The sequence below is a fragment of the Salmonella sp. SAL00672 genome, from assembly GCF_046552175.1.
GTDB lineage: Bacteria > Pseudomonadota > Gammaproteobacteria > Enterobacterales > Enterobacteriaceae > Salmonella > Salmonella enterica.
The window spans coordinates 87,493-100,594 of sequence record NZ_JBGDUQ010000007.1; the positions used below are offsets into that span (position 1 = coordinate 87,493).

11 protein-coding genes are annotated in these 13,102 nt (G+C 53.2%); all 11 read left to right on the plus strand.

All coding sequences use genetic code 11. The features are described 5' to 3' along the window. Positions 1-96 precede the first annotated feature (96 nt). The 11 genes from ndk (at position 97) to ACLJTG_RS17090 (ending at position 13,007) form a co-directional block, all read left to right on the plus strand. A complete protein-coding gene (ndk, locus tag ACLJTG_RS17040) occupies positions 97-528 on the plus strand; it encodes a nucleoside-diphosphate kinase (protein ID WP_000963846.1) in 432 nt (143 codons plus the stop codon). 206 nt (positions 529-734) lie between these two features. Beyond that, positions 735-1,901, plus strand: coding sequence for a bifunctional tRNA (adenosine(37)-C2)-methyltransferase TrmG/ribosomal RNA large subunit methyltransferase RlmN (locus tag ACLJTG_RS17045; RefSeq protein ID WP_000003206.1), 1,167 nt, complete (start codon positions 735-737; stop codon positions 1,899-1,901). Positions 1,902-2,192: 291 nt separating this feature from the next. Next, positions 2,193-3,197, plus strand: coding sequence for a cytoskeleton protein RodZ (gene rodZ, locus ACLJTG_RS17050; protein WP_001090890.1), 1,005 nt, complete (start codon positions 2,193-2,195; stop codon positions 3,195-3,197). A gap of 26 nt (positions 3,198-3,223) precedes the next feature. Continuing rightward, positions 3,224-4,342, plus strand: coding sequence for a flavodoxin-dependent (E)-4-hydroxy-3-methylbut-2-enyl-diphosphate synthase (gene ispG, locus ACLJTG_RS17055; RefSeq protein ID WP_000551815.1), 1,119 nt, complete (start codon positions 3,224-3,226; stop codon positions 4,340-4,342). Between the two features lie 110 nt (positions 4,343-4,452). Then, complete coding sequence (gene hisS / locus ACLJTG_RS17060; protein WP_001107146.1) at positions 4,453-5,727, plus strand: histidine--tRNA ligase; 1,275 nt, start codon at positions 4,453-4,455, stop codon at positions 5,725-5,727. A gap of 13 nt (positions 5,728-5,740) precedes the next feature. Beyond that, positions 5,741-6,361 (plus strand): YfgM family protein, encoded by a 621-nt coding sequence (locus ACLJTG_RS17065; protein WP_023257542.1) that lies wholly within the window; start codon positions 5,741-5,743, stop codon positions 6,359-6,361. A 10-nt stretch (positions 6,362-6,371) separates the two neighbouring features. Then, entirely contained in the window at positions 6,372-7,550 is a 1,179-nt protein-coding gene (gene bamB / locus ACLJTG_RS17070; protein WP_001177072.1) for an outer membrane protein assembly factor BamB, read from the plus strand. 116 nt (positions 7,551-7,666) lie between these two features. Further along, positions 7,667-9,139 carry a ribosome biogenesis GTPase Der gene (der, locus tag ACLJTG_RS17075; protein ID WP_000249411.1) on the plus strand — a complete coding sequence of 491 codons (1,473 nt, stop codon included), beginning with the start codon at positions 7,667-7,669 and terminating at the stop codon, positions 9,137-9,139. Positions 9,140-9,227: 88 nt separating this feature from the next. Beyond that, a complete protein-coding gene (locus ACLJTG_RS17080) occupies positions 9,228-9,449 on the plus strand; it encodes a zinc ribbon domain-containing protein (RefSeq protein WP_000406466.1) in 222 nt (73 codons plus the stop codon). Between the two features lie 345 nt (positions 9,450-9,794). Continuing rightward, on the plus strand, positions 9,795-11,987 hold the full coding sequence (gene sinH / locus ACLJTG_RS17085; RefSeq protein ID WP_023193848.1) for an intimin-like inverse autotransporter SinH: 2,193 nt from the start codon (positions 9,795-9,797) through the stop codon (positions 11,985-11,987). A gap of 57 nt (positions 11,988-12,044) precedes the next feature. Next, on the plus strand, positions 12,045-13,007 hold the full coding sequence (locus tag ACLJTG_RS17090; RefSeq protein WP_023210650.1) for a SinI family autotransporter-associated protein: 963 nt from the start codon (positions 12,045-12,047) through the stop codon (positions 13,005-13,007). Positions 13,008-13,102 lie beyond the last annotated feature (95 nt).

Sequence of the window (13,102 nt, forward strand, 5' to 3'; positions counted from 1 at the left end):
TTTTAAAAAAATGTTACCTGCATCCATAGGCAATTGATGGGATGCTCTTTATAATCCGCGCCTGACATAACAACAGAACATATTTCAGAGGTAAACATGGCTATTGAACGGACTTTTTCCATCATTAAACCCAACGCGGTGGCAAAAAACGTTATTGGCAGCATCTTTGCGCGCTTTGAAGCTGCAGGGTTCAAAATTGTTGGCACTAAAATGCTGCACCTGACCGTTGAGCAGGCGCGCGGCTTCTATGCTGAGCACGACGGCAAGCCGTTCTTTGACGGTCTGGTGGAGTTCATGACCTCTGGCCCTATCGTGGTATCCGTGCTGGAAAGTGAAAATGCGGTACAGCGTCACCGCGATCTGCTTGGCGCCACCAATCCGGCGAACGCGTTGGCGGGTACGCTGCGCGCCGACTACGCTGATAGCTTAACTGAAAACGGCACCCACGGTTCGGATTCGCTGGAATCCGCGCAGCGCGAAATCGCCTTTTTCTTCGGTGAAGGCGAAGTGTGCCCGCGCACCCGTTAATCTCCTTCGTCTTTCACGCTGTAAATGCGTTGGCGATAAATTATCGGTTCAAATATTATTTTTGCTAATGCCGCGTGCAGACGTGGCATCCTTACGCCAGAATTTGTACAATGCAGCGCCCCCGGACGAGCAGTAAGCTTACCGGGGCGTTTCTTTTTTCAACCCTCCAGGGGCCATAACGTGTAATAACGAGGCCGGAATAGCATATGTCTGAACAAATTGTCACACCTGAAAGCAGTACCCCGGTAGTTCTTAACAACGAAACAAAAATCAACCTGCTGGATCTCAACCGTCAGCAGATGCGCGAGTTTTTTAAAAACTTAGGTGAAAAGCCTTTCCGCGCCGATCAGGTGATGAAATGGATGTATCACTATTGCTGCGATAATTTTGATGAGATGACCGACATCAACAAAGTGTTGCGCGGCAAATTAAAAGAGGTCGCGGAAATCCGCGCGCCGGAGGTCGTTGAAGAGCAGCGTTCCTCAGACGGCACCATTAAGTGGGCGATTGCTGTCGGCGATCAGCGCGTTGAAACGGTCTATATCCCGGAAGACGACCGCGCTACGCTGTGTGTCTCTTCACAGGTAGGGTGCGCGCTGGAGTGCAAGTTTTGTTCAACTGCGCAGCAGGGCTTTAACCGCAACCTGCGCGTATCGGAAATTATCGGTCAGGTCTGGCGTGCGGCGAAAATCGTCGGCGCGGCCAAAGTCACCGGCCAGCGTCCGATCACCAACGTGGTCATGATGGGGATGGGCGAGCCATTGCTTAACCTGACCAATGTCGTACCGGCGATGGAAATTATGCTCGATGACTTTGGTTTCGGCCTGTCCAAACGTCGTGTCACGCTCTCAACGTCCGGCGTGGTGCCTGCGCTGGATAAACTGGGCGATATGATAGATGTCGCGCTGGCTATCTCCTTACATGCGCCGAATGACACTATTCGCGACGAAATCGTCCCGATCAACAAAAAATACAATATCGAAACGTTCCTGGGCGCGGTTCGCCGCTATCTGGAGAAATCCAACGCCAATCAGGGGCGCGTGACGATTGAATACGTGATGCTTGACCACGTCAACGACGGCACTGAACACGCGCATCAACTGGCGGAGCTACTAAAAGAGACGCCTTGTAAGATTAATCTGATTCCGTGGAACCCGTTCCCTGGCGCGCCGTATGGCCGCAGCTCTAACAGCCGTATCGATCGCTTTTCTAAAGTTTTGATGAGTTATGGTTTCACGACCATCGTACGCAAGACGCGTGGCGATGACATTGATGCGGCATGCGGACAGTTGGCAGGCGATGTGATTGACCGTACTAAACGTACCCTGCGTAAGCGTATGCAGGGAGAGGTGATTGACATCAAGGCTATTTGATAGCAGTTGCGCCACGGGGCATTCATTATACCGTGGCGCAATGTCAGTTGAATAATGTCTGGCGTTGTACTTGTCTGGTCAATAATAACGGTGCGTTTTTGTCGACTTTAAGGCAGTATGTAATGGTGCAACAAGAGTTTAGCCTTGTGTCTTAGCGGTTTTGTCATCTGCGGCCTGACAGGCTTATACTGTCTGACTAAGGTTAACTAACCTGATGTTTCGCGGTGTGGGCGGGCATTACGGCTCGTCGGCGCCTGAATCCTAATTTACACGTACCTGTAGCTGTAGCGAATGAATACTGAAGCCACGCACGACCAAAATGAAGCACAAACCACCGGCGTTCGTCTGCGCAATGCCCGTGAACAACTCGGACTCAGCCAGCAGGCTGTCGCTGAGCGACTTTGCCTGAAGGTTTCTACGGTACGCGATATTGAAGAAGATAAGGCGCCGTCCGATCTTGCTTCAACCTTCCTGCGCGGATATATCCGCTCATATGCGCGTCTGGTGCATGTTCCAGAAGAGGAACTGCTGCCGGGGCTGGAAAAGCAGGCCCCGCTGCGCGCCGCTAAAGTCGCCCCGATGCAGAGTTTCTCATTAGGAAAGCGTCGTAAAAAACGCGACGGCTGGTTAATGTCTTTTACCTGGCTGGTACTGTTTGTGGTCGTAGGGCTGACCGGCGCCTGGTGGTGGCAGAACCATAAGGCGCAGCAGGAAGAGATCACGACAATGGCCGATCAAAGCACGGCTGAACTGAACGCAGATAAAGACAGCGGCCAAAGCGTACCGCTGGACACCGGTGCCGCGACAAGCCAGGATACGACGCCAGCGCAAACGGCTCCGGCGCCTGCGACGCCGGTTGATTCGACGGCGGCGACCCAAACGCCAGCGCCAACGGCGGCGGCGACGCAAAATACGGTAGTCGCGCCTTCGCAGGCGAATGTCGATACGGCTGCGACATCTGCCGCGCCAGCGGCAACGGAGACGCCGTCCGCGCTGCCGACCAGTCAGGCTGGCGTAGCGGCGCCTGCTGCCGATCCGAACGCGCTGGTGATGAATTTTACCGCTGACTGCTGGCTCGAAGTCACTGACGCCACGGGTAAGAAGCTGTTTAGCGGTATGCAGCGTAAAGATGGTAATTTAAACCTAACCGGTCAGGCGCCTTATAAACTTAAAATTGGCGCGCCGGCCGCGGTGCAGATCCAGTATCAAGGAAAACCTGTCGATCTGAGCCGCTTTATCAGAACTAATCAGGTTGCGCGTCTGACCCTTAATGCCGAACCGACACCGGCGCAGTAACAGACGGGTAACGCGGGAGATTTTTCATGCATAACCAGGCTCCGATTCAACGTAGAAAATCGACACGTATTTACGTTGGGAATGTGCCGATTGGCGATGGCGCCCCCATCGCCGTCCAGTCGATGACTAACACGCGTACCACTGACGTGGAAGCGACGGTTAATCAGATCAAAGCGCTGGAACGCGTTGGCGCAGATATTGTTCGTGTTTCTGTACCGACAATGGACGCCGCCGAAGCGTTTAAACTTATCAAACAGCAGGTTTCAGTTCCGCTGGTTGCCGATATTCACTTCGACTACCGCATTGCGCTGAAGGTGGCGGAATACGGCGTTGACTGCTTGCGTATCAACCCCGGCAATATCGGTAACGAAGAACGTATTCGTATGGTGGTGGACTGCGCGCGCGACAAAAACATCCCTATCCGTATCGGCGTAAACGCCGGATCGCTGGAAAAAGATCTGCAGGAAAAATACGGTGAGCCGACGCCGCAGGCGTTGCTGGAATCAGCCATGCGCCATGTCGATCATCTCGATCGTCTCAACTTTGATCAGTTCAAAGTGAGCGTAAAAGCGTCCGATGTATTCCTTGCCGTTGAGTCTTATCGTTTGTTGGCTAAACAGATCGATCAGCCGCTGCATCTGGGGATCACCGAAGCGGGCGGCGCGCGTAGCGGGGCGGTCAAGTCGGCGATCGGTTTAGGTCTGCTGTTATCGGAAGGCATCGGCGACACGCTGCGCGTATCGTTGGCCGCCGACCCGGTGGAAGAGATCAAAGTCGGTTTTGATATCCTGAAGTCGCTGCGCATTCGCGCGCGCGGCATCAATTTCATCGCCTGCCCGACCTGTTCTCGTCAGGAGTTCGACGTTATCGGCACGGTGAACGCGCTGGAGCAGCGTCTGGAAGATATCATCACCCCGATGGACGTCTCGATCATCGGTTGCGTAGTGAACGGGCCGGGCGAAGCGCTGGTATCGACGCTGGGCGTGACGGGCGGCAATAAGAAAAGTGGCCTGTATGAAGACGGCGTGCGTAAGGACAGACTCGATAACGACGATATGATCGCGCAGCTTGAATCCCGTATTCGCGCGAAAGCAAGTCAACTTGATGAAGCGCGTCGGATTGACGTGTTGCAGGTTGAAAAATAAGAACGTGATGGGAAGCGGCGCGCTTCCCGTGTATGATTGAACCCGCATGGCTCCCGGTTCGTTCGGGGAAGCGCTGAGGGTTCATTTTTATATTCAGAAAGAGAATAAACGTGGCAAAAAACATTCAAGCCATTCGCGGCATGAACGATTATCTGCCTGGCGAAACCGCCATCTGGCAGCGCATTGAAGGCACACTCAAAAACGTGCTCGGCAGCTACGGTTACAGTGAAATCCGCTTGCCGATTGTAGAGCAGACCCCGTTATTCAAACGCGCGATCGGTGAAGTTACTGACGTGGTTGAAAAAGAGATGTACACCTTTGAGGATCGTAACGGCGATAGCCTGACATTGCGCCCTGAAGGTACGGCGGGCTGTGTACGCGCCGGCATCGAACATGGTCTCCTGTACAATCAGGAACAGCGTTTGTGGTATATCGGGCCGATGTTCCGTCATGAGCGTCCGCAAAAAGGCCGCTACCGTCAGTTCCACCAGCTAGGTGCCGAAGTCTTTGGCTTACAAGGCCCGGATATCGACGCGGAACTGATTATGCTGACCGCACGCTGGTGGCGCGCGCTGGGCATCTCTGAACACGTTAGCCTGGAGCTGAACTCTATTGGTTCCTTAGAGGCGCGTGCGAACTATCGCGATGCGCTGGTCGCGTTCCTCGAACAGCATCAAGAGACGCTGGACGAAGACTGCAAACGCCGTATGTATACCAATCCGCTGCGCGTGCTGGATTCAAAAAATCCGGACGTGCAGGCGCTGCTCAACGACGCGCCCGCTCTCGGCGACTATCTCGATGACGATTCACGCGAGCACTTTGCCGGCCTGTGTAAATTGCTGGACGCGGCGGGAATTGCCTACACCGTCAACCAGCGTCTGGTACGCGGTCTGGATTACTACAACCGCACCGTATTTGAATGGGTAACAAACAGTCTGGGGTCACAAGGCACCGTCTGTGCGGGTGGTCGTTATGACGGTCTGGTGGAACAACTGGGCGGTCGCGCTACCCCGGCAGTGGGCTTTGCGATGGGCCTGGAACGACTTGTTTTGTTAGTTCAGGCAGTTAATCCGGAATTTATTGCCTCTCCTGTTGTCGATATATACCTGGTGGCTGCCGGCGCACAAACGCAGTCTGCGGCAATGACGCTGGCGGAGCGGCTGCGCGATGAAATGCCAGGCGTGAAGCTAATGACAAACCACGGCGGCGGCAACTTTAAGAAACAGTTTGCCCGCGCCGATAAGTGGGGCGCCCGTATTGCACTGGTTCTTGGCGAATCTGAAGTCGCCGATGGGACTGTTGTAGTGAAGGATTTGCGCTCCGGTGAGCAAACGGCAGTGGCGCAGGACAGCGTCGCCGCGCATTTGCGCACTTTATTGGGCTAAGGAGAAGGACAGCGTGGAAATTTACGAGAACGAACACGACCAGGTGGATGCGATTAAACGCTTCTTTGCCGAAAACGGCAAAGCGCTGGCTGTCGGAGTGATTTTAGGGGGTGGCGCGCTGGTTGGCTGGCGTTACTGGAGCAGCCATCAGACGGAGTCCGCGCGTGCTGCTTCTCTGGCGTATCAAAATGCGGTGACGGCGGTAAGCGCCGATAAGCCGGATAGCATTCCCGCCGCTGAAAAATTCGCGGCTGAGAATAAAAACACCTATGGTGCGCTGGCGTCTATGGAACTGGCGCAGCAGTTTGTGGATAAGAATGAACTTAAAAAAGCCGAAGCCCAGTTGCAGCAGGGGTTGGCGGCCACCAGCGATGAAAATCTCAAAGCGGTGATTAATCTGCGTCTCGCTCGCGTTCAGTTGCAGCTTAAGCAAGCCGACGCCGCGCTGAAAACTCTGGATGCCGTTAAAGGCGAAGGATGGACAGCCATTGTCGCTGATTTGCGCGGCGAAGCGTTGCTGAGTAAGGGTGATAAAAAAGGCGCGCGCAGCGCATGGGAAGCGGGCGTCAATAGCGATGCTTCTCCGGCGTTGAGCGAAATGATGCAGATGAAAATCAATAATTTGTCCATCTGAGAGGGACCCGATGCAATTGCGTAAATTACTTCTGCCAGGGTTGCTTTCCGTTACCCTGCTCAGCGGCTGTTCACTGTTTAGCGGCGAAGAAGATGTCGTCAAGATGTCTCCATTACCGCAGGTTGAAAACCAGTTTACCCCGACCACTGTCTGGAGCACCTCTGTCGGTAACGGAATTGGCGAATTTTATTCTAACCTTCATCCGGTAATGGCAGATAACGTGGTCTATGCAGCCGATCGCGCGGGCGTGGTAAAAGCGCTCAATGCGGATGATGGCAAAGAGATCTGGTCTGTGAATCTGGGCGAGAAAGACGGCTGGTTCTCTCGTTCGTCCGCGCTGTTGTCCGGCGGCGTCACTGTTGCGGGCGGTCACGTCTATATCGGCAGTGAAAAGGCCGAGGTTTATGCGCTGAATACCAGCGACGGCACTACAGCATGGCAGACGAAGGTCGCAGGCGAAGCGTTGTCTCGTCCGGTTGTCAGTGATGGAATCGTCCTTATCCATACCAGCAACGGTCAGTTGCAGGCGCTAAATCAGGCGGATGGCGCCATTAAATGGACGGTGAACCTGGATATGCCTTCGCTGTCGCTGCGCGGCGAATCTGCGCCGGCAACCGCGTTCGGCGCGGCTATTGTTGGTGGTGATAATGGCCGCGTCAGCGCCGTGCTGATGCAACAAGGCCAGATGATTTGGCAACAGCGTATCTCCCAGGCCACTGGCCCAACGGAAATTGACCGTCTGAGCGACGTTGATACCACGCCGGTTGTGGTAAACGGCGTTGTTTACGCGTTGGCGTATAATGGTAACTTAACGGCGCTGGATCTGCGCAGTGGTCAGATTATGTGGAAACGCGAGCTGGGTTCGGTCAATGACTTTATCGTCGACGGCGACCGTATCTACCTGGTCGATCAGAACGATCGCGTGCTGGCGCTGACCACTGACGGCGGCGTAACGCTGTGGACGCAAAGCGATCTGCTGCACCGTTTGCTGACCTCCCCGGTTCTGTATAATGGTGATTTAGTCGTCGGCGATAGCGAAGGTTATCTGCACTGGATTAATGTTGATGACGGGCGTTTTGTGGCCCAACAAAAAGTAGACAGTTCCGGTTTTCTGACCGAACCGACGGTGGCGGATGGTAAACTGCTCATCCAGGCCAAAGACGGTACGGTCTACGCGATTACGCGTTAATCGTCACGGTTGTGCGTTTTAAAAAACGGCTCCTGGTGTAGGGGCCGTTTTCCTGTTTTTAACAATGGCGCAAAATGCGCGCGTTGTCTGATGATTTTTTTAATGAGGCTTTAAACATGGTACCTGTGGTCGCGCTTGTCGGGCGCCCTAACGTCGGAAAATCCACGCTATTTAACCGTCTGACCCGCACCCGAGATGCGCTGGTTGCGGATTTCCCGGGTCTGACTCGTGACCGTAAGTACGGTCGTGCGGAGGTTGAAGGCCGCGAGTTTATCTGTATCGACACTGGCGGTATTGACGGCACCGAAGACGGCGTCGAAACGCGGATGGCGGAACAGTCGCTGCTGGCGATTGAAGAAGCGGATGTAGTGTTATTCATGGTAGATGCGCGCGCTGGTCTGATGCCGGCGGATGAAGCGATTGCCAAACATCTGCGCTCCCGTGAAAAACCGACCTTCCTGGTGGCGAATAAAACGGATGGTCTCGATCCCGATCAGGCGGTTGTCGATTTTTACTCGCTGGGATTAGGCGAAATTTACCCTATCGCCGCCTCACATGGTCGCGGCGTATTGAGCCTACTGGAACATGTGCTTCTGCCGTGGATGGATGATGTCGCGCCGCAGGAAGAGGTGGATGAAGACGCGGAATACTGGGCGCAGTTCGAGGCGGAACAAAATGGTGAAGAAGCGCCGGAAGATGATTTTGACCCGCAAAGCCTGCCGATAAAGCTGGCGATTGTCGGTCGCCCGAACGTAGGTAAGTCCACACTCACTAACCGTATTCTCGGTGAAGAGCGCGTGGTGGTATACGACATGCCGGGCACCACTCGCGACAGCATTTATATCCCGATGGAACGCGACGAACGGGAATATGTGCTGATTGACACGGCGGGGGTGCGTAAGCGCGGAAAAATCACCGATGCGGTAGAAAAGTTCTCGGTGATTAAAACATTGCAGGCGATTGAAGACGCTAACGTCGTACTGTTGGTTATCGATGCGCGCGAGGGGATCTCCGACCAGGATTTGTCTCTGCTGGGCTTTATCCTCAATAGTGGGCGCTCACTCGTTATCGTAGTCAACAAATGGGATGGCCTGAGCCAGGAAGTCAAAGAGCAGGTGAAAGAGACGCTGGATTTCCGTCTGGGCTTTATTGATTTTGCCCGCGTTCATTTTATCTCTGCGCTACACGGCAGCGGTGTCGGCAACCTGTTTGAGTCCGTACGCGAGGCTTACGACAGTTCCACTCGCCGCGTGAGCACTGCGATGCTGACCCGTATCATGACGATGGCGGTGGAAGATCATCAGCCGCCGCTGGTGCGCGGTCGCCGTGTGAAACTGAAATATGCCCACGCTGGCGGCTATAACCCGCCGATTGTGGTTATTCACGGCAACCAGGTAAAAGATCTGCCAGACTCCTATAAGCGCTATCTGATGAACTACTTCCGCAAGTCGTTGGAAGTGATGGGTACGCCGATTCGCATTCAGTTTAAAGAAGGGGAGAACCCGTATGCGAACAAGCGTAACACACTGACGCCAACGCAAATGCGCAAACGTAAGCGTCTGATGAAACATATCAAGAAAAGCAAGTAATGCTTTTTCAGTAATATTCCAGGCCTGACAAGCGCTGCGCTATCAGGCCTTTCAAGTAAAAGTGAGTCATGCGCCTGAGGAGAATGTTATGGAAATAACCTGCCCCGTTTGCCATCACGCGCTGGAGCGCAATGGCGATACTGCGCATTGCGAGACATGCGCTAAAGATTTCTCGTTACAGGCACTTTGTCCTGACTGCCGCCAGCCGTTACAGGTTTTGAAAGCCTGCGGCGCAGTGGACTATTTTTGCCAGAACGGTCATGGTTTAATTTCAAAAAAACGGGTTAATTTCGTCATTTCCGATCAATAAAACCGCTGTCGACGTTGCGCCGCAGAGCAGAGGCGCCGACGTCTTATCCGGCTAAGGGCAAAAGCGTTATTCGATACTCCCGTAATATCAGCATAGTATCCTGCCCGGCGGCTATTTTATTCTTTTTATTGATTCAACTATTTATAGGGAATATTATTCCCGAAAATCAATATTAAAAATAAATAACATCTTTCTTTTTATTTATTATATCAATATTATAAGTCTGTTTCATATTAAACTTTTCTTTTTAGGAATATATTTAGGCCTGTTAGTTATGATTCCCTATGAATCATCCATATAATATCGTCTCATAGCAGCGTGTTTATTTAACAACAGGGATATCATATGGTGCGAAGGATTCGCATTCTGGTTTTGCTATTAGTGTCTGGAGTATCAGTTGCGGCTTCCGGCGCAGGTAACTCTGTACCTGCAAACGATGAAAGCCACTCCTCCCTGCCTGATTTAGCCAGCGAATCCGCGAAAAAAGAAGAACAGGAAAATAAAGGAAAGTCCTTTAAAGAACAGGGCGCTGACTACTTTATTAATTCCGCCACCCAGGGCTTTGATAATCTCACCCCGGAAGCGCTGGAATCCCAGGCGCGTAGCTATTTGCAAAACCAAATCACTTCATCAGCACAGTCATATCTTGAAGGCGTAATGTCACCTTATGGCAAGATCCGTACCAGCCTCTCCGTAGGCGAAGGCGGCGATCTGGACGGCAGTTCGCTGGATTATTTCGTTCCCTGGTATGATAACGAAAAAACCTTACTTTTTAGCCAACTCTCAGCCCAACGTAAAGAAGACCGCACCATTGGTAACTTTGGGCTTGGCGTGCGCCAGAACGTCGGCAACTGGCTGCTTGGCGGCAACGCATTCTATGACTACGATTTTACGCGCGGTCACCGTCGACTAGGTCTGGGAGCCGAAGCCTGGACGGATTACCTGAAATTCTCCGGCAACTATTACCATCCTCTTTCTGACTGGAAGGATTCCGAAGATTTCGACTTTTATGAAGAACGACCCGCGCGCGGTTGGGATATCCGCATGGAAAGCTGGCTGCCCTTTTATCCGCAGCTTGGCGCTAAATTAGTTTACGAACAGTACTACGGCGATGAAGTGGCGCTGTTTGGCACCGATAACCTACAAAAAGATCCTCATGCCGTTACCTTGGGGCTGGAATATACGCCGGTACCGCTGGTTACGGTTGGTTCGGATTACAAAGCCGGTACTGGCGATAATAACGATTTTAGCGTTAAAGCGACTGTGAACTACCAGATAGGAACGCCGCTGGCGGCGCAACTCGATCCGGAAAACGTCAAAATCCAGCACTCTTTAATGGGCAGCCGCACCGATTTTGTCGATCGTAACAATTTCATCATTCTCGAATACCGCGAGAAAGATCCGCTGGACGTCACGTTGTGGCTGAAGGCCGACGCCACCAACGAACACCCGGAATGCGTGATTGAAGATACGCCTGAGGCCGCGGTGGGGCTGGAGAAATGTAAGTGGACGGTCAACGCGCTGATTAACCACCATTACAAAATTATTTCTGCTTCCTGGCAGGCGAAAAACAACGCCGCCCGTACTCTGGTGATGCCGGTGGTAAAAGCAGATGCGCTGACCGAAGGCAACAATAACAGCTGGAATCTGGTGCTTCCTGCCTGGGTTAACGCCGATACCGAAGAGCAGCGCACCGCCCTGAACACCTGGAAAGTACGCATGACGCTGGAAGACGAAAAGGGCAATAAGCAGAACTCCGGTGTGGTGGAAATCACCGTCCAGCAGGATCGCAAAATTGAGCTGATCGTTGACAACATTGCCGATACCGATCGTAGCGATCACAGCCATGAAGCCAGCGCGCTGGCCGATGGCGAAGACGGCGTGGTGATGGATCTCCTGATCACCGACTCCTTTGGCGACTCCACGGATCGCAATGGTAACGAACTGGTGGACGATGCCATGATGCCCGTGTTGTACGACAGCAATGATAAAAAAGTCACGCTGGCCCAGACGCCCTGCACCACGGAAACCCCTTGCGTGTTTATTGCCAGCCGTGACAAAGAAGCGGGGACGGTGACGCTTTCCAGCTCCCTGCCGGGCACTTTCCGCTGGAAGGCGAAAGCAGACGCCTATGGCGACAGTAACTACGTTGATGTCACTTTTATCGGCGACAACCTGAGCGCGCTGAATGCGGTGATTTATCAGGTCAAAGCCGCCAACCCCGTCAATCTCATTGGTAAAGAAGATAAACATCCTACGGTTAATAACACCTACCGTTTCCTGCTGTGGCGCGACAAAAATAAAGACGGCGTATTCCAGATGTCCGAGCAGCTCACGGAAGAAGAGATGGCGTTGTACGACTACCAGTGGGAGTTTACCGGACAGAGTACAAACGGACATACCGGCGCGCTGGCCAACACCATAAATGAAGATCTTGTTCTGCCAGTAACCAATAAAGAGGCGGCGCAGAAGTTTGCCGCCAATGTGGAAGATGGCGTTCAGGGTTACGGCATACGCGTTACGTATAGTCAGAAATAGCGTCAGCGTTGTGGCTGACCAGCCAGCCGCTGAATTTTGAGAAAAAGGAGAGTCTGAATGCAAGCAACAGTAAAACGGCGGCTGACGAAGGTCGCTTTAGCATTAGTAGTTGCCGGGTATTGCGCCGCGCCGGCGGTGGCGGCAAACGGTAATCTGAAATCGGGGCAGTGGCAGATTGTCTCTGAACAGACGGGCACCATTCAGGGTACGGTGCCGTGGATTACCCGTGCGGCGGATAAAACTGCGGATACCGACAAAGATCACGTAACGGTAACTATCGATCGCGGCGATCGTAAAATTGTGACCGAAGGCGATAAGCAGTTCCACGTTGGCGATAAGGTCACGGTCAACTGGGCGATTGGCGATACGGAAGGCGACCTGGATGTCGACAACGCCGCCACGAAACTGACGGTGCAGTGGATGAGATACAGCGACCAGAATGGTAGCAATCCCGAAGAGATTGGCACCAAAGGCAGCGATACCTATGAAATTCAGGCGGGTGACGCAGACCATTATATCGGTATCAAAATCACCCCAACCACCACCACCGGTGACCCAGCCGTGGCAACCGAACTGCTGTTGAAAGACCTGTCGACCGATGCGGGCGGTGGTGCGGATGGCGACGACATTCCGGAAGGTCCGGTGGTGGATGAAAACGTCCATGTTGTTATCTATGAGTCTGGCTCAACCACCAACCTGCTGGGTACCTCTACTCCGCTCAAAACCGACACCACCTATAAAGTGCTGCTGTGGAGCGATAAGAACAGCAACGGTACCTATGATACCGGTGAAGACGTTACCAGCCAGTATGACTACCGCTGGAAATTCGTCGGCACCAGCGCAATTGCACGTACTGGCACTGGCGGTATCGTCAACGAAAACTGGAACGATAAAGACCTTGTTATCCCTGTCACCAACGCCGACGCGAAAGCGGCGTTCGAGGGTGCGGAAGGCGGCGTTACCGTGGGTAGCGACGGTGTCCAGGGCTTTGGTCTGTCCATCGACTACAAACGCAAATAAGTTGTCCTCAACATACCACTCCCCGCGGGGAGTGGTATTTTCCGCGCACTTTGCTTAGCCGCGCGCTAAGCAAAGTGGGTTGAATTACGACAGAG